Annotated in this window: 24 protein-coding genes; 18 read left to right on the forward strand and 6 right to left on the reverse strand. The window is 40.4% G+C overall.

What is annotated here, in order from left to right:
• Positions 1–49 precede the first annotated feature (49 nt).
• Both ABT310_RS05560 and ABT310_RS05565 read left to right on the forward strand, forming a co-directional pair.
• The gene (locus tag ABT310_RS05560) at positions 50–1,603 is read left to right on the forward strand and encodes an aldehyde dehydrogenase family protein (protein WP_375325757.1); all 1,554 of its coding nucleotides are present in this window, start codon (positions 50–52) and stop codon (positions 1,601–1,603) included.
• 352 nt (positions 1,604–1,955) lie between these two features.
• Positions 1,956–2,513: a hypothetical protein gene (locus ABT310_RS05565; RefSeq protein WP_375325758.1), complete on the forward strand. Its 558-nt coding sequence runs from the start codon at positions 1,956–1,958 to the stop codon at positions 2,511–2,513.
• A 25-nt stretch (positions 2,514–2,538) separates the two neighbouring features.
• Here ABT310_RS05565 and ABT310_RS05570 read toward each other — a convergent pair whose 3' ends face one another.
• Together ABT310_RS05570 and ABT310_RS05575 are read right to left on the reverse strand one after the other, a co-directional pair.
• Positions 2,539–3,534 carry an acyl-ACP desaturase gene (locus ABT310_RS05570; protein ID WP_375325759.1) on the reverse strand — a complete coding sequence of 332 codons (996 nt, stop codon included), beginning with the start codon at positions 3,532–3,534 and terminating at the stop codon, positions 2,539–2,541.
• 47 nt (positions 3,535–3,581) lie between these two features.
• Positions 3,582–4,307 (reverse strand): metallophosphoesterase family protein, encoded by a 726-nt coding sequence (locus ABT310_RS05575; protein ID WP_375325760.1) that lies wholly within the window; start codon positions 4,305–4,307, stop codon positions 3,582–3,584.
• A 153-nt stretch (positions 4,308–4,460) separates the two neighbouring features.
• On the opposite strand from ABT310_RS05575, the gene ABT310_RS05580 reads away from it, so the two are divergent.
• The gene (locus tag ABT310_RS05580) at positions 4,461–5,405 is read left to right on the forward strand and encodes a carbohydrate kinase (protein ID WP_375325761.1); all 945 of its coding nucleotides are present in this window, start codon (positions 4,461–4,463) and stop codon (positions 5,403–5,405) included.
• A complete protein-coding gene (locus ABT310_RS05585; protein WP_375325762.1) occupies positions 5,405–7,330 on the forward strand; it encodes an amylosucrase in 1,926 nt (641 codons plus the stop codon). The genes ABT310_RS05580 and ABT310_RS05585 overlap by 1 nt, the downstream gene beginning before the upstream one ends.
• Here ABT310_RS05585 and ABT310_RS05590 read toward each other — a convergent pair.
• From ABT310_RS05590 to ABT310_RS05605, 4 genes are read right to left on the reverse strand one after another with little or no spacing between them, the layout of a single operon-like run.
• Positions 7,327–8,463: an ATP-binding protein gene (locus tag ABT310_RS05590; RefSeq protein WP_375325763.1), complete on the reverse strand. Its 1,137-nt coding sequence runs from the start codon at positions 8,461–8,463 to the stop codon at positions 7,327–7,329. The genes ABT310_RS05585 and ABT310_RS05590 overlap by 4 nt on opposite strands.
• 45 nt (positions 8,464–8,508) lie before the next feature.
• Positions 8,509–8,889, reverse strand: coding sequence for a four helix bundle protein (locus tag ABT310_RS05595; protein ID WP_375325764.1), 381 nt, complete (start codon positions 8,887–8,889; stop codon positions 8,509–8,511).
• Between the two features lie 40 nt (positions 8,890–8,929).
• Positions 8,930–9,685, reverse strand: a complete 756-nt coding sequence (locus tag ABT310_RS05600; protein WP_375325765.1) for an SDR family NAD(P)-dependent oxidoreductase — start codon at positions 9,683–9,685, stop codon at positions 8,930–8,932.
• 10 nt (positions 9,686–9,695) lie between these two features.
• Positions 9,696–10,568 (reverse strand): aldo/keto reductase family oxidoreductase, encoded by an 873-nt coding sequence (locus ABT310_RS05605; RefSeq protein ID WP_375325766.1) that lies wholly within the window; start codon positions 10,566–10,568, stop codon positions 9,696–9,698.
• A 158-nt stretch (positions 10,569–10,726) separates the two neighbouring features.
• On the opposite strand from ABT310_RS05605, the gene ABT310_RS05610 reads away from it, so the two are divergent.
• From ABT310_RS05610 to ABT310_RS05675, 14 genes are all read left to right on the forward strand, one after another.
• Complete coding sequence (locus tag ABT310_RS05610) at positions 10,727–11,728, forward strand: AAA family ATPase (protein WP_375325767.1); 1,002 nt, start codon at positions 10,727–10,729, stop codon at positions 11,726–11,728.
• Between the two features lie 70 nt (positions 11,729–11,798).
• Positions 11,799–12,665 carry a DUF58 domain-containing protein gene (locus ABT310_RS05615; RefSeq protein WP_375325768.1) on the forward strand — a complete coding sequence of 289 codons (867 nt, stop codon included), beginning with the start codon at positions 11,799–11,801 and terminating at the stop codon, positions 12,663–12,665.
• 5 nt (positions 12,666–12,670) lie between these two features.
• On the forward strand, positions 12,671–14,323 hold the full coding sequence (locus ABT310_RS05620; RefSeq protein WP_375325769.1) for a hypothetical protein: 1,653 nt from the start codon (positions 12,671–12,673) through the stop codon (positions 14,321–14,323).
• The gene (locus ABT310_RS05625; RefSeq protein ID WP_375325770.1) at positions 14,324–15,322 is read left to right on the forward strand and encodes a VWA domain-containing protein; all 999 of its coding nucleotides are present in this window, start codon (positions 14,324–14,326) and stop codon (positions 15,320–15,322) included.
• A 2-nt stretch (positions 15,323–15,324) separates the two neighbouring features.
• Positions 15,325–16,371: a VWA domain-containing protein gene (locus tag ABT310_RS05630; RefSeq protein ID WP_375325771.1), complete on the forward strand. Its 1,047-nt coding sequence runs from the start codon at positions 15,325–15,327 to the stop codon at positions 16,369–16,371.
• Between the two features lie 10 nt (positions 16,372–16,381).
• The gene (locus ABT310_RS05635; RefSeq protein WP_375325772.1) at positions 16,382–17,266 is read left to right on the forward strand and encodes a tetratricopeptide repeat protein; all 885 of its coding nucleotides are present in this window, start codon (positions 16,382–16,384) and stop codon (positions 17,264–17,266) included.
• Entirely contained in the window at positions 17,266–19,047 is a 1,782-nt protein-coding gene (locus ABT310_RS05640; RefSeq protein ID WP_375325773.1) for a BatD family protein, read from the forward strand. The genes ABT310_RS05635 and ABT310_RS05640 overlap by 1 nt, the downstream gene beginning before the upstream one ends.
• A complete protein-coding gene (locus ABT310_RS05645) occupies positions 19,044–19,808 on the forward strand; it encodes a tetratricopeptide repeat protein (protein WP_375325774.1) in 765 nt (254 codons plus the stop codon). Before ABT310_RS05640 ends, ABT310_RS05645 begins: the two co-directional genes overlap by 4 nt.
• Before the next feature lie 56 nt (positions 19,809–19,864).
• Positions 19,865–20,179, forward strand: coding sequence for a hypothetical protein (locus ABT310_RS05650; protein ID WP_375325775.1), 315 nt, complete (start codon positions 19,865–19,867; stop codon positions 20,177–20,179).
• A gap of 77 nt (positions 20,180–20,256) precedes the next feature.
• Positions 20,257–21,843 (forward strand): SulP family inorganic anion transporter, encoded by a 1,587-nt coding sequence (locus tag ABT310_RS05655; protein WP_375325776.1) that lies wholly within the window; start codon positions 20,257–20,259, stop codon positions 21,841–21,843.
• A gap of 9 nt (positions 21,844–21,852) precedes the next feature.
• Entirely contained in the window at positions 21,853–22,479 is a 627-nt protein-coding gene (locus ABT310_RS05660) for a carbonic anhydrase family protein (RefSeq protein WP_375325777.1), read from the forward strand.
• 149 nt (positions 22,480–22,628) lie between these two features.
• The gene (pheS, locus tag ABT310_RS05665) at positions 22,629–23,648 is read left to right on the forward strand and encodes a phenylalanine--tRNA ligase subunit alpha (RefSeq protein ID WP_375325778.1); all 1,020 of its coding nucleotides are present in this window, start codon (positions 22,629–22,631) and stop codon (positions 23,646–23,648) included.
• Between the two features lie 6 nt (positions 23,649–23,654).
• Positions 23,655–24,053 (forward strand): hypothetical protein, encoded by a 399-nt coding sequence (locus tag ABT310_RS05670; RefSeq protein WP_375325779.1) that lies wholly within the window; start codon positions 23,655–23,657, stop codon positions 24,051–24,053.
• 95 nt (positions 24,054–24,148) lie between these two features.
• On the forward strand, positions 24,149–24,628 hold the full coding sequence (locus tag ABT310_RS05675) for a GbsR/MarR family transcriptional regulator (RefSeq protein ID WP_375325780.1): 480 nt from the start codon (positions 24,149–24,151) through the stop codon (positions 24,626–24,628).
• The last annotated feature ends 23 nt before the right edge of the window (positions 24,629–24,651 follow it).

Here is a 24,651-nt window from a genome sequence, read left to right on the forward strand (position 1 = left end):
TATCGTTATTTTTGTAGAAATATAACATTTCACACTAAAAAAGTTATAAATGTCAATTACTACTACTTCTTTTGGAATTGAAGAGGCCCTAGATCAACTTGGGCTCCAAGAAATAAATAATGGAACTTCCACTGGGATCAACAATTTTGGTTCGGGAGAAACCATTGCCTCTTATTCGCCAGTTGATGGTTCACTTATCGGAAAAGTGGTGACCACCTCACCAGAGGATTATGAAAAAGTGATGGAAACTGCTACCGCAGCTTTTAAAAAATGGCGTACCCTTCCTGCTCCGCAACGCGGGGAAATTGTTAGACAGTTTGGAAATAAACTTCGCGAGCTAAAAGAACCGCTAGGTAAATTGGTTTCCTTCGAAATGGGAAAATCTTACCAAGAAGGACTGGGCGAAGTGCAAGAAATGATAGATATCTGTGATTTTGCTGTTGGCCTTTCCAGACAATTGCACGGACTTACCATGCATTCGGAAAGACCTGGGCATCGGATGTACGAACAATATCATCCGCTGGGAGTGGTTGGAATTATTTCGGCCTTTAATTTTCCAGTAGCAGTTTGGTCATGGAACACTGCTTTGGCATGGGTTTGTGGCGATGTTTGTGTTTGGAAACCTTCCGAAAAGACTCCGCTCACTGGAGTGGCTTGTCAACATATAATTGCCGAAATCTTAAAAGAAAATAACATGCCCGAAGGGATCTCTTGTCTCATCAATGGGGATTATAAGGTTGGGGAGTTCATGACCCATGACAAACGAATTCCATTGGTATCGGCAACAGGTTCCATTCGAATGGGAAAAATCGTTGCTCAGGCTGTTGCAGCTCGTTTGGGTAAATCTCTTTTGGAATTGGGTGGAAACAATGCCATCATCGTAACTCCAGATGCGGACATTAAAATGACCGTAATAGGTGCCGTATTTGGTGCTGTGGGCACGGCAGGTCAACGTTGTACATCAACACGTAGATTGATTATACATGAATCTATTTACGACCAAGTGAAAGACGCTATTACCAATGCCTATGCCCAAATTCGTATTGGCAATCCATTGGACCAAAACAACCATGTGGGGCCACTTATCGACACCGACGCTGTAGACAACTATTTGAATGCTTTGGAAGAAGCCAAAAAAGAAGGCGGATCCATTTTGGTTGAAGGAGGTGTGCTGCAAGGCGAAGGTTATGAAAGTGGTTGTTATGTAAAACCAGCCATTGTTGAAGCTAAAAACAGTTTTAATATTGTACAAGAAGAGACTTTTGCTCCCATTTTATACCTTTTAAAATATTCTGGGGGAATTGAAAATGCCATCGAACAACAAAATGGCGTGGTTCAAGGGTTGTCTTCAGCCATAATGACTAATAATTTGAGAGAAGCGGAACACTTTTTATCCGCAAACGGATCGGATTGCGGTATTGCCAATGTAAATATTGGAACTTCGGGTGCCGAAATTGGTGGTGCATTTGGTGGTGAAAAAGAAACTGGAGGAGGTCGCGAAAGCGGTTCCGATGCTTGGAAGGTTTATATGCGCAGACAGACCAATACTATCAATTACACAACAGAATTACCATTGGCACAAGGGATCAAATTTGACCTATAACAAAAGCTGCCCGTTTGGGATGAACACCTAACGGGCAGACTTTAAAACCAACTTAACTAACTCAAACTTTACTTTAAAACCCTATTCCAATGCCGGATCTTTGTCGGGAGAAATAGGGTTCTTTACCTAATATTTGGCCCAAATTTCCAAATATTTGTCCATGTTTCCCGACGGTATCTTACAATTGGTTACAAAAATTGTATGATTGGTCTTTTTTGGTTCATTTTTAGTTTGGTCATTTTTCATCCTATTTAAAAATCATTCGAAATCCTTATAAATTCTAAGTATTTAGGGCGCTTTTTTGAGGTTTTTTTAATAATTTGTATAGGTCGTACTTTAAAACCTCACAGTTATGTCTCTCGAAGAAGTACCCTTGTTCTACTGGACCATTTTATTTGTTATTGCAGTTATTTTTGGAATCTTGGGATTTATCTACGGAAAGGCAAGTTCGTCTTCTTCGTCGGAAAGTTCCAGTGATATTCAAATGTTGGAAATTGCCAATGCGCAGCTTAAATCAGATTTGATTGCCTGCCAACAAAAGTTACCCACAGGAGAGAAAAAAGCAGAACATTATATATCTGGAGATGATGCCACGTTGCTTGAAAAACACATTTTCGATGCCAAACGTGCGAAAGCCGCATTGGGAAAAAACATTAAGGAAAATGATTTAAAACTGGTCGAAGGAATAGGACCAAAAATTGAAGGCCTTTTCCATAATTTCGATATTAGAACTTGGAAAGAACTCTCCGAAACCTCAGCGGACACCTGCCAAAAAGTGCTCGATTCTGGAGGGAAACGATACAGAATCCATGACCCGGCATCTTGGCCCATGCAGGCAAAAATGGCTTATGAAGGCCACTGGGAACAACTAGCCGAATGGCAAGAAAAGCACAGGGCAGGAAAATATTGATTTAAGTATAGAACAACCGGTCTTTCTAAAGCATTCCATTAGCCTCAACCCACTTGAAAGCTCGTTGTTCCTGCGAAAACTGCATGCGCTCCGAAATTCGTTGTAGACGTTCTGGAAGCTTCATAAGGTAAACACGGGCTTTTTCTGCTTGGTCGGAAAGTCCCCGTAAGTTGCCCAAATCCCAGTAATCGTTCAGCTTTTTCAAAATGTCCACATAATCCTGGGCAGTGTAAACTCCCAAACGTTGAGCACAACTTGAAAAATGTTCAAATGCCTCCCCAATAGATTCACCTGATTCTCTTAAGAAATGAGCGGGCATCACAATCTTTTTCTTCATCATATCGGCAAAGGCCAAAACCATACCATCTGGATCTTGACTCATAATGGTTTTCACAAACTCACGGTATGCCAAATGGTGTCTCATTTCATCACCGGCAATAATATTGCACATTTTGGCCAATAAGTTATTTCCTTTCTGTTTGGCCAATTTACCCACTCTTTTATGGGAAATATTGGTCGCCAATTCTTGAAAAGAAGTGTAAACAAAGTTTTTATAGGGATCGCGATCGGTTCCTATATCAAATCCATCCGCGATTAAGTGCTGTGTGGTAATCTCAATTTCGCGCATATTCACACGACCGGAGAGGTATAGGTATTTGTTCAAAACATCACCATGTCTATTTTCCTCAGCCGTCCATGCTCGCACCCATTTGCTCCAACCATTTTCCTTGCCGCTATGTTGGTCAATGCCTTCAACATCCATCAACCAAGATTCGTAAGTTGGCAAGGCTTCCTCAGTAATAGTATCCGCTACAAGAGTTACCCAAAAATCATATCCGAGTTCTTTGGCTTCACCACGCAACTGTTCCACATCATCAAAAAATTTATCACTTTGAGAATCGGGAAGAAAATCGGTAGGTTGCCATATCTTTTCAATGGGCATCAAAAAATCCTTCATAAAACCATCTACTTGAGGTTCTATGGCCTGCATCACTTCCAATCTTACATTCTTAATTGACATTGTATGGGGTTTTATACAAAGGTCACGAATAATTATGGAAAAACCTGTTAATTTCTTCCTCTTTCCCCAGGATAAAATGTGTGGACGGGTTCACTTTGCCAAAATTCTTTGGTTTCAACATCCAACATGGTCAACGCCCCCATAAAGGCGGCACCGGTGTCCACATTCCAAACATTGGCCTTGTTTTTCGGGTGCACAAAATCATTCTTGGATAAAGGGGTGTGCCCAATAAAAACCTCTTTGTAATGTGTTAATCTTTTCGGGAACTTGGGATCTGAAGGCTTCATTTCAGGGTCAAGCGCCATGGCGAGTTCCCATAACGTACGGTCCCAATAAAAAGATTGCTCAAAATACTCGTAATCAATCCCTTTAAGGTTGGTGTAACCTGCATGAAGGTACAATCGGTTATCCTCTGCCAAATAATAGTTTTGGAGTTCAGCATAAAATTGCAGATGCTGCTCCCATTTGGTTCTGTCCGCATTCAAATACGATTCTCTTGTTGCTCTACCGCCATGTGCCAACCACTGTGGATTTTCCTTTTGATCAATGAGCCATGCCCTGCACAATTCATCATGATTGCCCCGGATAAATGTGCAATTGTATTCTGATTTAAGATCAATCAGAAAATCAACGGTTTCAACCGCGGTACTCCAAGCATCCACATAATCCCCTAAAAAAATAATATGATCTTCAGGGGTCACTTTTGCTTTATCCATAAGTTGTTCCAAAGCACGCACTCCTGAATGAATGTCGCCCACTACCAGTGTTCGCATAGAAAAGTTTTTGGCAAAATTACACACAAATGCTCGGGCACATAAAAAATAAAGGAAAGTTTATCAACGGTTTATCTTCGTTTCATTCAAAAATGCTCCGTCAATTTGGTCATCGACTAAAATTCTATGTACCTTAGAATAATTCCAGAACACATGAAAAAGGTTTTTTGTATTGGGGAATTGTTGATTGACTTTGTTGCAGAACGACAAGGCAGTGATCTTTCCAAAGCTATCGAATTCACCAAAAAGGCAGGTGGCGCTCCTGCCAATGTTGCCTGTGCCATTGCCAAATTGGGCGGTAATGGGGTTTTTATGGGTTGTGTTGGCAAAGACCCTTTTGGGAAGTTCTTGCTCGATACCCTAAAACATGAGGGCGTGGATATATCGCATGCCCAAATATCCGACACCTTTACCACACTGGCCTTTGTATCCATCGCAGAAGATGGCGAGCGCGATTTTGTTTTTGACCGTGGGGCTGATCGTGAACTCGCCTATGACCCTGAACTTCGCAAATCCTTAAAGGGAAATATGCTGCATTTGGGTGCAGCAACAGCATTACTGGGAGGACCATTGGAAAAAGCTTATGGCAAATATCTTTTTGACGGGCTTACGAAGAATATGTTCATTTCATTCGATCCCAATTTTAGAAGTGACCTTTGGAAGAACGATGAAGAAACCTTCATTAAAAAATGTATGCCGCTGGTAGAAAAATCACACCTCTGCAAGTTTAGTTTGGAAGAGGCCCAGTTGATTTCTGGAAAACAAGATTTACATGAGGCTTGTGATAGACTCCACCACATTGGCACCCGTGTCATCACCGTTACTTTAGGAAAAGATGGAACACTGCTGAGTGCCAACGGAACCAAAAAAATTATTCCAAGCATAAGTGTTGAACCCGTCGATACCACGGGCGCAGGCGATGCCTTTATAGGTTGTCTGCTCTATCAAATTTCAGACTTGGGTAATTTTGACCGTGTTTTTGAGGATTTTGATTTATTGGAAAAAATGGTCCAAATTGCTAATAAGGCTGGAGCAATAACCACAACAAAATACGGGGCCATTGTTGCCCTCCCAACCAAAGATCAGCTTACCCAATAATGAACCAGGCTGAAATACATCGATTAGTTGCTTCACAGTTAAAGAAGAAAGACCCCCATGCACTCTTTGAATTGCGATTGGCCACCAATCTTTCTCTTATTCAACAATTGTTCTTTTCGCTCTATGACGAAAAACAACATGATCCGCATTTTAAAAGACTGTTAACGCTACTCTCCAAATTGTTCAATGGCAGACCCGATGCTCTTAAAAAGCAAGATTTGGTTCGTTTGGATTCGGGCAACTGGTATCAATCGGAGAAAATCGTGGGCATGCAGTTGTATGTGGAGCATTTTAACCAAGACCTAAATGGACTCAGAGAAAAAATACCCTATTTCAAAAAAATAGGAGTCAACTTTTTGCATTTAATGCCCATCACCACGCGCCCAAAAGGTGAAAATGACGGTGGCTATGCCGTAAACAGTTATACAGATATCGACCCAAAATATGGCATCAAGGAAGATTTATTGGCGTTGACTGCTGAATTTAGAAAACAAGGCATTTATTTGATGTTGGATTTTGTGGTGAACCACACTTCCGATGAGTTTTCTTGGGCCAAAAAAGCCAAAAAGGGGGATAAAAAATATCAGGGATACTACTACACCTTTGAAGATTACACCATTCCAGAGGAGTTTGAAAAAACATTGCCCGAAGTATTTCCAGAAACCTCCCCTGGAAGCTTCACCTATATTCCCGAAATGGAACGATGGGTAATGACTGTTTTCAATAACTACCAATGGGATTTAAATTACACCAATCCCGAAGTGTTTTTGGAAATGCTCAACAATTTGGTGAAATTAACCGATATGGGTGTCGATGTAGTTCGTTTTGATGCCTTGGCTTTCCTTTGGAAAAAAATTGGCACCATATCCCAGAACCTACCCGAAGCCCACAACTTGATTGCGCTATTTAGAATGTGTTTGCAAGTGGTAGCACCGGGAACTATTTTATTGGCAGAGGCCATTGTGGCACCCACCGACATTGTAAAATATTTTGGAGAAGGCGCAAAAAAGGGCAACGAATGTGAGGTGGCTTACAATGCATCGCTTATGGCCTTGCTTTGGAATTCAATTGCTACCAAAAAAACATCGTTGCTTTACAAAAGTTTGTTGCACGTGCCCGAAAAACCTAAAGACTGTACTTGGATCAATTACATCCGTTGTCATGATGATATAGGCTTGGGCTATGAAAACTATTTGATCCAGGAATTGGGGTGGAATCCAGAACAGCACCGTAAATTTTTGTTGGACTATTATTGCCAGCGATTGGATTGGTCTCCTGCCACTGGACTTATGTTCATGTACAATCCTAAAACGGGCGATGGAAGAATCACGGGGAGTGCAGCCTCCTTATTGGGATTGGAAAAAGGAATTGCACAGAAAAACCCAAAATTGATTCAAGAATCGATTGCAAAGATTATAATGCTCCACGGCATTATTCTATCATTTGGAGGTATTCCGCTGATCTATGCAGGTGATGAAATTGGCACGTTGAACGACTATTCCTTTAAAGACGACCTAGCAAAAAAAGAGGATAGCAGATGGGTAAACAGACCTCAACAAAATTGGGAGGTTATTTCTCAATTAAATCAAAAAGAGTTGCCACAATCCCAGATATTCCATACCCTACAACGACTGATTGCCATAAGAAAGGAGCATTCTGTTTTTGAAGACAACAACCAACTCGAACTCTGCTATACGGGCAATGATCACATCTTGGTTTTTGAAAAAAAGAGAGCTCAAGAAGGACTCTTGGTCATTTGTAATTTTGATGAACACCCACAAGTGGTTGAAACCAGTTGGATGAAAAGAATGGGGTATTTTTCCCAAGGGGACCCTTTTGATCTGGTTTCCAATGAAAAAATTATTGCCAATAGTGGGCTTTTGGAATTAGCGCCTTACCAAATGATTTGGCTAAAAAGAGGTTAAGCGTACCTCACTTTCCTCAAAATTCGTTGCGACTCCTTCAAGGATTGATACACATGACTGTCATAAGCTTTTATAAGTGCCCTTGAGCCGTCCATTTTATCCTTCGCTTCTTCAAAACCGTTCAAATAGCATATCAAATACGTGGCAGGAAGGTGGGTCATATCGGTATGTTCGACATCCGTTAATGGAATTCGATTTTCTAGCTTTTTAAGGAGAGCATTATTGGTGTTGTACACATGATAGAGCGTTTTTTTATCATATTGAGGCGGCTCAAAAATCAATTTACTATTGATGGTGTACTTGCCATTATCCGAAAAAGTAATGACCATTTCTTCCAACGGATAATACTTTTGTTGTGAACCAAGACCAAGCTGCACATATTCCAATGTACTGAAAGAATCATCATCATATTCAATGGTGATTTCATCTAAAGCGGAATAAAATAACTTTACTTGCTCGTTGATCAATTCAATATCAACGCGGGAATAATAGGTCTTGTTCTTAATCTTCTTCTTGTTACCCGCCCAACATACCACAAATTGCTCTTTGAATACTTTGTAATCGCTGGTAAGGTCGGGGTGTCGCGTATTGAAAAATTTAATAACGGCATCAAGTGTCAATTCAATATTGTTACGGGCATGGTGCTCAATGGTGGCCACCTTTTCCGAATTGATATCCTTTAGTTCAATATCAAAAGCCTTGGGCAAACTAATGCTGCCTTCCCGAAAAAAAACAGCGCCTCCGTAGTATTTCCAAATGTTTTTTCGCAAAGCACAGACTTTTCCGTTAGACCTGATAGTGACCAAGCCTACCACCTTACCTTCTGGTAAATGTGGAAATGGAATGTTCTCATAGGAAATAATAGGTGGATTGTCCAAATAGGCATTCACCAAATTCTGGATTTTGCTATCGTCGAAGAAATCCACCCCAACAATTTCATTATCCTCATCTTCGACCCCGATTACAATAAAAGAGTTGTTTTTGGGATTACTGTTGGCCAAGGCACAAACATGTTTGAGAAATTTGGCCTTTCCTTCCTTTTGTCCGATGGAAATAAAACGCTTCTTATCGTAAAAACTATTTTCGTCGTTGTGGGCCAATAGATTTTTTACGAGGAGGCGTTTATTGATCATTTTATAAAGTTTCGAGTTGTAAGTTGCGAGTCCAAAGCTTGATTTTTAATCATATTTCGCTCCTTTCCGCTCCGATTTTTTTAAATAAGCCATAAAGGCACCAATCTTTTTTCCTTCGATAATTGTTTTTGAATAGACTATTTCAAATTGTTCTTTAGTGATATGATTTCTATCCAAACACCTATAAAGTTGTGATCTTAAATCGCCACATGAGGCTTTTGCTATGCTTAAAAATTGAACGAACTCCCGATTGCCATTTCTTTCAAATCCTTCTGCAATATTATCGAATATGGAGCCCGAAGAGGCATTCATTTGATTTTTGAGACTGAAATCATGGCCTAGTGAAGTACTTTCAATTAATCTCCAGACTTCATCACAAATTTCTCGAGCCAATTTCCAAACATCAAGTTCATCAAAACCGTTCATAAATGGTTGTTTTAATCTTTCAACCCAAATCCCGCAACACTTAATTGTGTTTATTCACAATTGTACTGCTCGCTTGGGCCGTGGGCATTACTACCAAATCAGCAATATTGACATGATATGGCCGAGTGACAACAAACAAAATAATATCGGCTATGTCTTTCGGTTTTAAAGGTTGAAATCCCTTATATACATTGGATGCTCTTTCAGAATCTCCTTTAAACCGCACATCACTGAACTCTGTTTCCACCAAACCAGGATTCACGGCGCCCACGCGAATTCCATAGGCATTTAAATCGATTCGCATTCCTTGGTTTATTGCATCTACCGCATGTTTACTGGCACAATACACATTTCCATTGGGGTATACTTCTTTTCCAGCAGTGGACCCAATATTGATGATGTGGCCCGATTTTCGTTCCGCCATTTGAGGTATAATCGCCTTGGACACGTACAATAAGCCTTTTACATTGATGTCCAACATCGCATCCCAATCATCAAGGTTTCCTTTATCGATGGGATCAAGGCCATGGGCGTTGCCCGCATTGTTGATTAAAATATCGATTTGTGAAAAATCTTCTGGCAAATTTTCAATGGCGGAGAAAACATCCTCCCGATTTCTTACATCAAAATTTAAGGTATGAATAGCAGTGTCCCTTCCCAGTTCATTCATGAGTTGCTCCAAACGTTCTTGTCTACGACCGCACAATACCAGATTAAAGCCTTGCTTTGCAAAAAGTTCTGCCGTTGCCCTACCTATTCCACTTGTCGCGCCTGTTATCAACGCTGTTTTTTTCATAGTCTATTTTTTAAGGCACATCATGACCTTGACTTGCTACCGATAAGCTAAACCAATCCTGAAGCTCCAATTCTATTTTTACGGCGGCTGCCGATTGTGTAATTCTTTCTTTGTTTGTGGTTCCGATTACAGGATGCACTATAGCCGGATGTTTTAAAATCCAAGCCAAAAGCAATTGACTTTCATCCGCATCATATTTTTCCTTGAGCGGTTTCATTGCTTTTTTAATACGCTGGGTTTGTTCATTATCCTCTCGGAATAAATCTCCTAAAGGACTCCACGCCATAGTCAATCTTTTGTTAGCAATACAATCATCAAAAGTACCATCGTACATCGGGGCATCATGCGTCAAAGAAAACTCTACTTGGTTGCCCGAAACTGGAATTTCCTTTTCCAACATGGCCACTTGTGATGGGGTGAAATTAGAAACACCAAACGCCTTGATTTTTCCACTGCTCAGCAATTGTTCTGCAGCGGCTGCAATTTCTAAAGGGTCCATTAATGGACTTGGTCGGTGTACTAAAAGTAAATCTAAATACTCGGTGTGCAGTTTTTTTAGAGATTGCTCCACAGACCAAACAATATATTCCTTATCGTATTGGTAATGATTGATTTTATTGTCCCTTCCACGAGTCAATTGAATGCCACATTTGGAAATCAATTGGATATCATCACGCTTTATTCCACTTTCGGCATAGGCCGCTCCAAAATCGGATTCGGTGGAATAACTGCCATAAATATCGGCGTGATCAAAGGTAACCAAGCCCTGTTCGATGCAATGATGCATCAATTCAACCATTTCATTTTTGGAAAGCTTCTTTCCCCAACTTCCCCAAGTCATTGCTCCCGAGATGATTCGGGAAAATTTATTATTCTGTATCATATCGGATGAAAGTATAAAAATAAACCCTTAAATCCTTCATAAAACTAGGGCTTTAGCGATTTTTTTAACCATTAATTAACAGGTTGATTTTAAATAAATTTTCATTTTGCACACCTTAGCAAAATCACTTACTTTAAACCAAACAACAGGAGCTTATAATGGAAGAAAACACTACTATTGATATTAGTGCAGTGAACGAGAAAATAGCCCAAGAAAGTGCTTTTATTGATCTACTTACCGCTGAAATGAACAAGGCCATCGTGGGACAAAGCCACATGGTGGAGCGATTGCTCATCGGTTTATTGGGTAAAGGACACATTTTATTGGAAGGTGTGCCTGGACTTGCAAAAACATTGGCCATCAACACCTTGGCCAAGGCCGTAAAGGGAGACTTCAGTAGAATTCAGTTTACGCCCGACCTTTTGCCAGCAGACGTAATCGGTACATTGATCTACAACATAAAAGAGAACGATTTCTCCATTAAAAAAGGACCTATTTTTGCCAATTTTGTACTGGCAGATGAAATTAACCGTGCACCCGCCAAAGTGCAATCGGCCCTTTTGGAGGCCATGCAGGAAAAGCAAGTGACGATCGGAGACGAAACTTTTAAGTTGGATGCGCCATTTTTGGTGATGGCCACCCAAAACCCAGTAGAACAAGAAGGTACTTACCCGCTTCCTGAAGCTCAAGTGGACCGTTTTATGCTAAAAACGGTAATCGACTACCCAAAATTGAACGAAGAACAATTGATTATTCGTCAAAACCTTAAAGGAGCCACAGAGCCTATTAAACCCGTTGTTTCTTTAAAGCAAATTTTGAGTGCCCAAGAAGCTGTTCGCGAGGTGTACATGGATGAAAAAATTGAAAAGTACATCTTGGATTTGATTTTTGCTACCAGATATCCAGAAAAATATAACCTAGAAAGCCTTAAGCCCCTAATAAGTTTTGGTGCCTCCCCAAGAGGTAGTATCAACTTGGCCTCAGCATCCAAATGCTATGCCTTTATCAAACGAAGAGGCTATGTGGTTCCAGAAGATGTGAGAGCCGTGGTACACGATGTGCTTCGTCACAGAATCGGAATCACCTACGAGGCAGAGGCCGAAAATATTACTTCCGAAGAAATCATCAACAAAATCGTAAACGAGGTAGAGGTGCCTTAGCGGTTCAACGTTTATCGGATAAAGTAACCCCCTACTTTTAACCAACCCGTAAACCTATTTTTTGAACCAAATGGATACGAAAGAACTACTAAAAAAAGTACGTAAGATTGAAATTAAGACCAGGCGTCTATCCGACCATATTTTTGGTGGGGAGTATCATTCTACGTTCAAAGGTCGGGGTATGACCTTTAGTGAAGTTCGTCAATACCAGTTTGGTGACGATGTTCGTAGTATCGATTGGAACGTGACCGCACGGTACAACGAACCCTACGTAAAAGTTTTTGAAGAGGAACGCGAACTCACCATGATGTTGATGGTGGATGTGAGTGGCTCCGAACTTTTTGGAACTTCCAATCAGTTCAAAAAAGAAGTGGTGACCGAGATTTCAGCCACTTTGGCTTTTTCTGCGCTCCAAAACAACGATAAAGTAGGTGTAATTTTATTTTCAGATGAAGTGGAACTTTTTATTCCGCCCAAAAAAGGAAAAAGCCACGTGCTGCGCATTATTCGTGAGTTGTTGGAATTCCAACCCAAAAGCAGCAAAACCAACATTGCCGAAGCTTTAAAGTTTTTGACCAATGTAATGAAGAAAAAAGCCATCGTTTTTGTGCTTTCCGACTTTATCGCAGACGATTACAACAATACCCTTCGCATTGTGGGCAACAAACATGACGTTACAGGAATCCGAATTTATGACGAAAGAGAAGAATCCATCCCCAATTTGGGTATGGTTCAAATGCAAGATGCCGAAACAGGTGAACTGCAATTGGTAAACACCCAATCCAAACAAGTACGCTTGGCTTACGCAAAATACTATACCGAAAAAGTGTCCTATTTTGTGGATTCTTTTACCAAATCGGGCTGTGGTGTGATCAATTGTAGAGCTGATGAAAGCTATGTGAGAAAACTATTGGGCTATTTTAAAAGAAGAGGATAATACAAATGCAAGCATTGACTAGAAATACCAACAAAAATTTCCCCTTTTTAGGATGGGGTATTTTGTTTTTATTGATATGCCCCGTGTTAGGTTTTGCACAATCGAGCCCGAGTGTTTCGGTTGATGTGGACACACTCTCCATCAAAATTGGCGAGCAAATCCAATATGCGATTACCGTAGAGGCAGATTCGTTGGATGTAGTGCATTTTCCAGAAGGACAAACCTTTTCCCCATTGGAAACCGTAGAGGCCATAATGGGTGATACAATTAAAAACAATGAAAAAGTCATCCTTCAAAAAATATATTCCCTAACCCAATTTGATAGTGGCGCTTACACCATTCCGCCACAGCGAATCGCCATCAACGAACAACCTTTTTTCACCGATTCGTTTCAAGTCAAGGTGGCCGATGTGGTAGTGGACACCACCAAGCAAAAAATGTACGACATCAAACCACTGATTGAAGTAGAGCCCAGCAGGGCAAAATTGTGGCTCACCATTCTGTACATTGTTCTTGGTTTAGCTGTGATAGGCGGATTGGTCTATTGGTTCTTTTTAAGAAAGAAACCTTTGACCGAAGAAGAAAAAGAAGCATTGCTTCCCCCCTACGATCGTGCCATTTTGGAGTTGAAAAAACTGGAAAATTCCAGATACCTCATTCAAGATGAGTATAAACAATACTATTCGGAGTTGACCAATATTGTTCGGATGTATCTGGAAGAAGATGTGCATGTTTCCGCCATGGAAAGCACCACTTCCGAATTGATCACCAAGTTGGAAATGCTTCGTGATGCCGGTGAACTGAAGATAGAGGATGAAACACTTAAGCAATTTCAAAAAATATTACAGACGGCAGATTTGGTAAAATTCGCCAAGTCCAAACCAGCAACTTCGGTAGCAGAACAAGATCGACTGCTGGTGGAGCAAATTGTGACCCAAACCCATGAGGCTCTTCCCGAACCCACTGAAGAGGATTTACTGCTCAACGAAGAATATTTGGAAGAATTGGCCCGTCAAAAACAACGCAAAAGAATTTATCTGGCAGCAGCCATCTTTGCCGGATTAATTGTCATCGGAAGTGGTATCTCGGTAGCCTATTTCGGGTTCAAGCAAGTAAAGGACACCGTTTTTGGTTACCCCACCAAAGAACTTTTAGAAGGAGAATGGGTTTCCAGTTCCTACGGTTTCCCCCCTATTGAAGTAGAAACTCCTGACGTTTTGGTGCGCCAAGAAGTAGAAATCCCAGCCGAGACCAAAGAATTGATCAAGGAACTACAATCCTTTTCTTATGGTAGTTATGTGGGCATCTTTTCGGTAAGCACCAGTTCGGTTACCTATAAAGAACAGAACGAACCCAACTTTGAAGCGGTTATAGGGGCTACGTTAACTAACTTCGAAAATTTGGGATTAAATAATATTATTACCAAACAAGAAGAATTTGTGACTCAATCTGGAGTCAAGGGACTTAAAACTTTTGGTACCGGTTCTTTTGAAAATCCTGCTAGTGGAGATGAAAAGAGAGCGAAGTACAACATCCTAACCTTTGGTGGTAAGGGGTTTATTCAACAATTGGTCATAACCTGGGAAGATGGAGATGAGTATGCTGAACAAATCGTAGATCGGATTTTGAGCAGTTTGGACGTAAAAACACAAGTATAAATGTTTGAAAATATAGAATTCGCAAATCCTGAATTTTTCTGGTTGCTCCTTTTGCTTCCAGTGGCTTTGCTATGGTATTTTTTCAGACGCAAAAACGAAATGGCGTCTTTACGCATTTCGAGCATCAAAGGATTTACCGTAACAAGTTGGGCCTCCAAATTAAAACCCATTCTTTTTGGTTTACGATTGTTGGCCCTGGCCGCTATTGTCACTGCCTTGGCAAGGCCGCAGACCGAAGATATTTCAACCCGGACCAAGACCACAAAGGGCATCGACATTGTAATGGCCATTGATGTTTCGTCCAGTATGTTGGCACGAGATCTTAAGCCCAATCGATTGGTCGCATTAAAAGAAGTGGCTGCTGATTTTATTGAAAAACGACCCAACGACCGCATTGGTTTGGTAGGATATGCTGGTGAAAGTTATACCAAAACGCCAATAACTAGTGATAAAGCCATAGTGTTGAATGCACTAAATGAAATTACCTACGGTGAACTCGAAGACGGCACAGCCATCGGTATGGGATTGGCCACATCCGTAAACCGCTTGAAAGAAAGTAAGGCTATTAGTAAAGTTATCATTCTTTTAACGGATGGTGTCAATAATTCTGGCTTTATTGAACCTAGAACTGCTGCCGATCTTGCTGTTGAATTTGGCATTAAAACATACACCATCGGATTGGGAACCAACGGAAATGCCATGTCGCCAATTTCCTATAATCGAGATGGATCGTTCCGTTACGGAATGCGTCAGGTGGAGATTGATGATAAATTGTTGGAGGAAATTGCCAAAGTGACTGGCGGAAAATATTTCCGTGCCACGGACAACGAATCCTTGGAAGAGATTTACGACGAAATCAATAGTTTGGAAAAAACCGAAATAGAGGAATTCAAATATTATAAGTACGAAGAGAAATTTCGGCCATTAATTTTCTTGGCGGGAATTTTATTGCTGTTGGAATGGGCTTTGCGTAATTCCATATTTAAAAGTTTTATTTAAGAATGATTCAGTTTGACGAAAAATTATATTTCTACCTCTTGGCCATTATTCCGGTAATGGTCCTGGCGTTCTTTTTTCTTCAAATCTGGAAAAAAAGGACTCAGAAGAAGTTTGCCGACCTTCACCTTTTAAAAAGACTGGCACCTAATCGATCCAATTTTAAATCCACTTTAAAACTGGTGTTCCTTTTGTCAGGATTGGCCTTTTTGGTACTCGGTTTGGTGAACCCAAAAATCGGAACCAAACTCGAGACCGTTAAACGTGAAGGGGTAGACATTGTTTTCGCCATCGATGTTTCTAAAAGTATGCTGGCAGAGGATATTGCTCCCAACCGATTGGAAAAAGCAAAACGAATTGTTTCCGAAATCATTAACCAATTGGCCAGTGACCGTATCGGAATTATTGCCTATGCCGGACAAGCATATCCGCAATTACCCATCACAACAGACTACGGTGCGGCCAAAATGTTCTTGCAGAGCATGAATACCGATATGCTTTCATCCCAAGGTACTGCTATTGATGCTGCCATCAACTTGGCAAGCACCTATTACGACGATTCGCAACAGACCAATAGGGTTTTGTTTATTGTTTCGGATGGCGAAGATCACTCCGAAAGTGCTACTATAAATTCCGTTGAAAATGCCATTCAAAATGGAATCCGCATTTACACCATTGGTGTAGGAAAACCGAAAGGAGCACCAATTCCCATTAAAAGAAATGGTGTTGTGGAGAGTTTAAAGAAAGACAATCAAGGTGAGGTGGTCATCACCAAACTGAATCAAGAGGTATTATCCATTATCGCCGACCGCGGGGATGGAGAATATATTGATGGTTCCAATACGGAAAATGCCGTAGAATACATTAAAGAAGAACTGAACAGAATGGACAAAACCGAATTTGAAGCCAAGCAATTTGCTGAATACAAGGACCAGTTTCAATGGTTCCTTGGCGCCGGCTTTTTATTTTTATTTTTGGACATCTTTGTTTTGGACAGAAAAACACAATGGTTGAAAAAACTTAATCTTTTTAATGAGCATGATGAGCAATAAGATAAGATTGATGTTTGGTCTATTGTTATGTTTTGGAATAGCCCAAGCACAGAATGAAACTACAGAAAAGGCTCTGAAAGAAGCTGAGAAAGCCCTTCAAGCATCTACAAACCTCACGTATGAGGCGAACGAAGAGTTGACTGCAAACGATTTTATCAACTCAGAGGCCAATTATCGTAAAGCGATTTCCAAAAGCAGTCAAAATGCGGCAGCTCCCTTTAATTTGGGGAATGCCTACTATAATCGTGAAAGTTTTGGTGAAGCCTTTGGTCGGTACAAACAAGCAGAGGCAGCAGCCGATGATAAAACTGAAAAACATAAAGCTTTCCACAATATGGGGAACGTATTTATGCAGCAAAAGGATTATAAGCAAGCGGTCGATGCCTACAAGCAGGCCCTTCGAAAAAATCCGAATGATGATGAGACCCGCTACAACCTAGCTTTGGCCAAAAAAATGCTCGAAAAACAACAAGACGAGCAAAAAAACGATCAAAACCAGGACAACAAAGACAATCAGGATCAAAAAGACCAAGAAAAGGACGAAAACAAAGATCAGGATAACGAAGGTGGCGATAAGGACAAGCAAGACGAAGGCAAGGAAAACGACGAAGAAAACAAGGACGAAGGCGATCAAGGTGACAAAGGTGATAATGGAGAAGAAAAACCTGAGGAAAATAAAGAAGGTGACGGTGACAAGAAAAAAGAACAGGAAAAGAAACCTAATGAAGGAGATCAACCCCAAGATCAAAAACAACAACCTAGACCCAACCAGCTTTCACAACAACAGATTCAGAACCTGTTAGAGGCCATGCAAAACGAAGAGAAAAAAGTGCAGGAAAAAATGGAAGCCCGCAAAGTAAGGGGAGCCAAGGTTAAAAATGAAAAAGACTGGTAATGCAAACCTTTAGGAGCAACATATTACTTTTTCTTAGCTTTTTGCTATTCGCTTCGAACTTTTCGTATGCGCAAGAGGAAGGAATTGAGTTCACCATGAACCTCAGCAAGGAAAAACTGGGGTTGAACGAAAGGCTTCGCGTTGACTTTACCATGAACAAGGATGGGGATAATTTTAGTCCACCAGCTTTCAATGGTTTTAAAGTGGTGATGGGGCCTTCACAATCCATAAGTTCATCATGGATCAATGGAAAACGCTCCTTTTCCAAAACCTACACCTATATATTGGTGCCAACGGCCAGAGGTAATTTCAATATAGAGCAAGCCACTATCGAAATAGATGGGCAAACCTATAAAACCACACCAAAAACAGTAGAAGTTACCGCCGCAGTGGACAAACCAAGCGATCAAAAAACGGTGGATGATGTGGCAGATGAAAGTTTACATTTAGTGGCCGAAGTTTCCAAAGGAAATCCCTATTTGAACGAAGCGGTAACTGTTGTTTACAAACTTTATGTGAGTCCAAATATCAGTGTAACAAATTACCGTCCGCTGGACAATCCAACTTATAATAATTTTTGGAGCCAAGATATTCCTGTGACCAAACACACAGCACAAAACGGCACTTTTGAAGGCAAGCCATATCGTTACGTGGTATTGAAAAGGGTGGTCTTGTATCCTCAAAAATCTGGAAAACTAGATATTGAACCATTGTCCCTAGAGATTTTCGTGGACGTACCTACCAACAGAAGGGACTTTTTTGGAGGTCGGATCTATACTCAAACCAGCAAAACAGTATCGGCAGGTAAAAGAACCTTAAATGTAAAACCACTACCCGAAGCTGGAAAACCAAGTAATTTTAGTGGTGCTGTTGGTGATTTTGATTTCTCGGTGACCACCAGCAAAACCCAATTAAATGCTTCCGAATCGCTACAAGCAAAGGTTGAAGTGTCTGGAAAAGGGAATCTAAAGTTGTTCCAACTTCCAGAACCTGAACTTCCAAGTGCGTTGGAGGTGTACGACCCTGAACACGACGAAAATATTCAAACCTATAGTACAGGAATGGAAGGAAACGTTGTTGACAATTACACCATTGTTCCTGCTTTCCGTGGCAAATATCCCATTCCTAGCATTTCGTTCAGCTACTTTAATCCAGATACGGGAAGCTATGAGACCTTGACATCGGAAGAAATCAATATTGAAGTATTGGAAGGGCCAACGAGCAACTCAACCAACGTAGATGCCCCATCGGCAAACAGGCAATTGGTGGTGCCTGCAGGCGATCAATTCCACTTTATTAAATTGGATGCGAATCTGTCCTCCATGAACGAAAGTTGTTTCTTAGGTTCCAGAAGTTTTTATCTGCTTGTTTTCTTACCGCTTTTATTGATCCCAATTGCCATTTTCTCTTTTAAGAAGCGAGAGGCGATTGCCAGTGATGTGGTCGGAAATCGAATTAAACAAGCGAATAAATTGGCCAGAAAATACTTATCAACCGCCAAAAAGGAACTTGGAAACAAAGAAGCTTTTTATGTGGCATTGGAAAAAGGTTTGCACAATTATTTAAAGGCCAAGTTGCACATTGTTACTTCTGAATTCAGCAAGGAAAAAATAACCGAGATCTTAACGGAAAAGCAAGTCGAAACTGAAGACATTCAAAGTTTTATTGCCTTGTTGACCAGTTGTGAAATGGCTCGTTACAGTCCATTTTCAAATGTTCAAATGCAAAAGGACTATGAATCGGCCAGTGACGTAATCTCTAAATTGGACAAGCAATTATGAGTATAAAGAAGTATTTTATTTTTATCGCGCTATTCTCCTTGTCCGTGCTTTCTGCACAGAACAGTGCCCTATTTAAACAGGCGACCGATTTTTATAATAAAGGAGAATTCTCCAAGGCCATAGCCAACTACGAGCAAATTTTGGAGAGTGGCAATCATTCTGCTTCCCTTTATTTTAATATGGGCAATTGCTACTATAAGCTCAATGCTATTGGCCCGAGTATATATTATTACGAAAAGGCATTGCTGCTTTCCCCCAACGATAAAGAAATTAAAAACAATCTCCAGTTCGCTCAAAACATGCGACTGGATGCCATCGAGGAGATGCCCCAAACCGAAATGTCATTGATTTATAATAAGGTGATTAATTGGTTTAGTTGCACTGGCTGGGCATACCTTACGGTCGCCTTTGCCATGTTGTTTGTATTGGCCTATTTGACCTATTACTTTATCAGAATGGCCAATCAAAAAAGAATAGCCTTTATCGCTAGTTTCTTTTCGTTAGGTCTTGCCATTTTCTGTGTTTTGATGGGTTACCTACAACATGATCAACAGAAAAAGAACAACCCGGCAATTGTGTTCAGCAAAGAAGTTGTGGTAACTTCCGAGCCTAACACAAATAGTGAGGCAATATTTACCCTTCACGAAGGCACAAAGGTCTACATCCTTGAAAAGCTGGACAACTGGAAGAAAATTAGGATTGCAGATGGTCAAACAGGCTGGTTGACAGAGGATGGTATTAAGGCGTTAAAGGATTTTTAATATATTATAGCGTTTTATTGTGCGTAAGAACTTATTTTTACCATAAATGTAATAAGGTGCTAAAAAAATTGATTATTTCTCTTTTTGCCATTATACTGACAGGCTCTCTGTTGGTGTCGCCGCTTATTCCATTTTTAGATAAAGAATTGGGCAAGACCATGATGATCACTTCTGCGGAGGAAGAAGAAAGCAACAACACGGAGGAAACCGCAAAGAAGTTTGACGAAACAGCAACGTATATTAAATACTTTACAGAGTTAAGGCACGAAATCACGAAACAGAATCAACAGATTTCTTTTTCAGGATACCTTTTCCCAACCTCCGATTTTACACTTGAAATTCTAGACCCCCCTCCCAAGCAATTGGTGTGATTTTTTGTTCTAATATCTATTACTAATCGTCTTTAGTCCTAACCAATAATGACCGAAAGACAAACACACCTAATATTATGTTTAAGTATATAAAAAATGACCTGCCAGCCAGTATAGTGGTGTTTTTTGTGGCCTTACCCCTTTGTTTGGGGATTGCCTTGGCCAGTGGAGCTCCATTATTTTCTGGTTTAATTTCAGGTATCATCGGGGGTATCGTAGTTGGTGCCCTTAGTGGATCGCAAATTGGCGTAAGTGGTCCTGCAGCAGGATTGGCCGCCATTGTTCTTACTGCCATTGGCACTTTGGGAGGTTACCAAAACTTTTTGGTGGCCGTAGTACTAGGAGGAATCATACAATTTTTATTTGGAATCCTCCGTGCAGGTATTATAGCCTACTATTTTCCATCATCGGTAATCAAAGGAATGCTTACTGGTATCGGTATCATCATTATTTTAAAACAAATTCCCCACTTTTTTGGGTACGATGCAGACCCCGAAGGAGATTGGGCATTTTTTCAAGTAGATGGTGAAAACACCTTCAGTGAAATCATCAATACCATTAACTTTATAAGTCCAGGAGCCACATTAATAGCCATTATAGCTTTAGGCATACTTATTTTGTGGAGTACTGTTCTCACTAAAAAATCAAAAATATTTGAACTCATTCAAGGCCCTTTGGTAGCCGTAGTTGTGGGTATTGTCTATTATGTAGTGACCCAAGGCAGTGAAACCATGGGCATATCCAGTGAACATTTGGTAAAAGTTCCTGTTCCGGATAGTCTTGAGTCTTTTCTCGGATTTTTCAGTTTCCCGAATTTTTCCGCAATCACGAATACCGAGGTCTGGGTAACAGCCTTTACGATAGCCTTGGTGGCCAGCTTGGAAACCTTGCTTTGTGTAGAGGCCACCGATAAATTAGATCCCGATAAAAGAACCACACCCACCAATCGTGAATTGATGGCGCAAGGTGTGGGAAATACATTATCCGGTTTAGTTGGTGGATTACCCGTAACCCAGGTAATCGTTCGTAGTTCTGCAAACATTCAATCTGGTGGTAAAACAAAATTGTCCGCTATTATTCACGGATTTTTCTTGTTGATCTCAGTGATTTTGATTCCAACCTTACTGAATAAAATTCCACTTTCAGTATTGGCCGCCATATTATTTATTGTAGGCTATAAATTGGCCAAACCTAGTTTATTCAAAACCATGTACCAATCGGGCTGGAAACAATTTGTGCCCTTTGTGGTTACTGTGGTTGGAATTGTGTTCACTGATTTATTGGTGGGAATAAGTTTAGGACTATTGGTAGGTATCGTGGTGGTACTGATCAAAAGTTATCAAAACTCCCACTTTTTGCACATTGAGGACAAAAGTAACGGGGTTCACCGAATAAAAATGACCCTTGCAGAAGAGGTGACCTTTTTTAATAAAGGCGCCATTTTAAAAGAATTGGATAGTCTTCCAGAGAATTCTTATCTCACTTTGGATGTTAGAAAAACCAGGTATCTGGATAACGATATCGTGGAAATTCTTGAAGATTTTTCCAGCAAAGCAAAAAACAGGAACATCGATATTAAATTGATCTCTGAAAGAGGTGAGGTCGAAAATCCTGATAGTTATATTGAATTCTTTAATCTAAGACCGAAGAAAAAATCGGCATAAATTTAAGATATGAAAGCACATACCAAAGAAACGCAGGCGACCATGACACCAGAGAAGGCCCTTCATTTTTTGAAGGAGGGCAATGAGCGTTTTCAACAAAATTTAAAAGCAAACAGAAACCTTTTGGAACAGGTAAACGATACCAAAGATGGGCAATTTCCATTTGCCACAATTCTTAGCTGTATCGATTCCAGAGTTTCCGCCGAATTGGTTTTCGACCAAGGTCTTGGTGATATTTTTAGTGTTAGAATAGCAGGGAACTTTGTTAACCAAGATATTTTGGGGAGCATGGAATTTGCTTGTAAATTGGCAGGAACCAAGGCTATTGTTGTTTTAGGACATACCAGTTGTGGAGCAGTTAAAGGGGCATGCGATCATGCAAGAATGGGAAACCTAACTGCTTTGATCAACAAAATTGAACCAGCCGTTTTTGCAGTAAAAGAACCAAAGGATGATGATTTGCGAAACTCCCAAAACTTGGATTTCGTAGATGCCGTTGCTGTTAAAAATGTAGAAATGGCTCTGGAAAACATTCGAAGCCAAAGCGTTATTCTTAAAGAAATGGAGGAAAAAGGTGAAATTGCCATTGTAGGTGCCATGTACGACATCTCGGATGGTAAGGTGACCTTCTTATGATCAATTTGATAATCCCTTAAAATTAGTAAAGGCTGATGTTTTCCATCAGCCTTTATTTTTTTAGAAGCTTTAAAATAAACTAGCCGTGCCAATAAGCTAGGTATTCAAGGACAATTTCCTAAATTTGTCGGCCAATACTGTGGATGACCATGATAGATACCATAAAGGAACACATTGCTGAAGTAGAACAGTTTACTTCAACCTCAAAAGACGAAATAGAAGCATTCCGAATTAAATATTTGGGTAAAAAAGGACTTTTGAACAGTTTCTTTGCCGAGTTCAAAAACGTGCCGAACGAGCAAAAAAAGGAATTTGGTCAAGTAATCAACCAGCTAAAAAATACGGCAACCGACAAGGTAAATGCGCTTAAAGAAGCATTGGAAAACCAATCGGAAACCGCAGGAAAATATGGTGATCTCACCCGTCCGGGCGAGCCTATCAAAGTAGGTTCCCGACACCCAATATCCATAGTAAAAAACCAGATTATCGATATTTTTTCCAGGATAGGTTTTAATGTTTCCGAAGGACCAGAAATTGAAGACGATTGGCACAACTTTACAGCCTTGAACCTTCCAGAGTACCATCCAGCACGTGATATGCAGGATACGTTCTTTATTCAAACCGACCCTGATATTCTTTTACGTACCCACACCTCATCCGTACAGGTTCGGTATATGGAGGCAAACCAACCTCCCATCCGTACTATTTCTCCAGGTAGAGTGTACAGAAACGAAGCCATTTCTGCACGTTCGCACTGTTTTTTTCACCAAGTGGAAGGTTTGTATGTGGACAAAAATGTTTCGTTTGCCGATTTAAAACAAACCTTACAATATTTCACGTCGGAAATGTTCGGGAAATCTAAAATTAGATTGCGCCCTTCTTATTTTCCATTTACGGAGCCAAGCGCCGAGGTAGATGTGTATTGGGGGCTGGAAACCGAGACCGATTACCGTATGACCAAGGGAACGGGTTGGTTAGAAATTATGGGCTGTGGTATGGTAGACCCCAACGTACTTAAAAATTGTGGCATTGATCCTGAAGTGTATTCTGGATTTGCCTTTGGTATGGGGATAGATCGTATCGCATTATTGTTACATCAAATTTCTGATATCCGCTTGTTGAGCGAAAATGACGTTCGCTTCCTTGAGCAGTTTAAAAGTGCATTATAGTTTTTCATGAAAAAGGATATTGAAATTCCCGTTGCCAAAGATGTTCACATTGCGGTAATTCGCGAATGGAACGAGGAATTTCTGTCCAAGGATTGGAATGCTTACCTCATTAATAACAGAACGGATGCCATTGAAATGGCCATTGTGGTTTCCAAAGGTTTTGATGGAGATACCAAAACTTCCACTATGCGGCATGGTATCGGCACCATTGAACCAAAGTCTTATCGAAAAGTTGAATTGCTTCAAGAGGATGTATTGGCATTGAACAATGAGTTCTTTGTTACCTTTTTTGCGGAAAATAAACTTTTTGAAAAAAGGTTTCTATTTCCAAAACACTCCATTTCCGAAGAAAGCCTTATCACCGTCCCCATCATAGAGAAAGAAGGCATCCTTTCTAAAGACTGATTTTATTTTCTAAATTTCTTTTAACAAACATTTAGGTTCTTTTGGTTCGTTTTGTTCCGAACCTACTTTACATTTGCTCCCTCAAAATCCATCCAATGGAAAAATCGAAGGAAGAAATAATTGAGACTATAGGTCTACATTTAGAGGAAGAACATAACCTGCCTCCATTGGCGGCCCGAATTTACGCGGCATTGATCTTAACGGACAAGGACGGATTAACTTTTGAAGGTTGCCTCGAACGACTGGGGGCCAGTAAAAGCTCCATTTCCACCTCATTGAACCTATTGGTAAACATGGGCCTTATAACCTACTTTACCAAACACGGTGATCGTAAACGATATTTCACCACTGCAAAGAAGAAAACATTCTTTCTTTCAAAACTTCAAGAAAACTTAAAAAGGGTGGAATCAGAAAAACACATTATCACACTAGTAATGGGTTACCACCAACAACATTGCCCTAAAAAATACGAGGATGGACAAATTAGGAACCAGATTTATCTGGACTATGTTCATGAAAACGAACAAATACTGAAGAAATCCATCAAAAAACTAGAATCCATTTCAGATGTCTGATCTATCCAACAATTCAAAAACCT

This window comes from Flagellimonas cixiensis, from assembly GCF_042134615.1.
In the GTDB taxonomy this organism is placed as follows: Bacteria; Bacteroidota; Bacteroidia; order Flavobacteriales; family Flavobacteriaceae; genus Flagellimonas; species Flagellimonas cixiensis.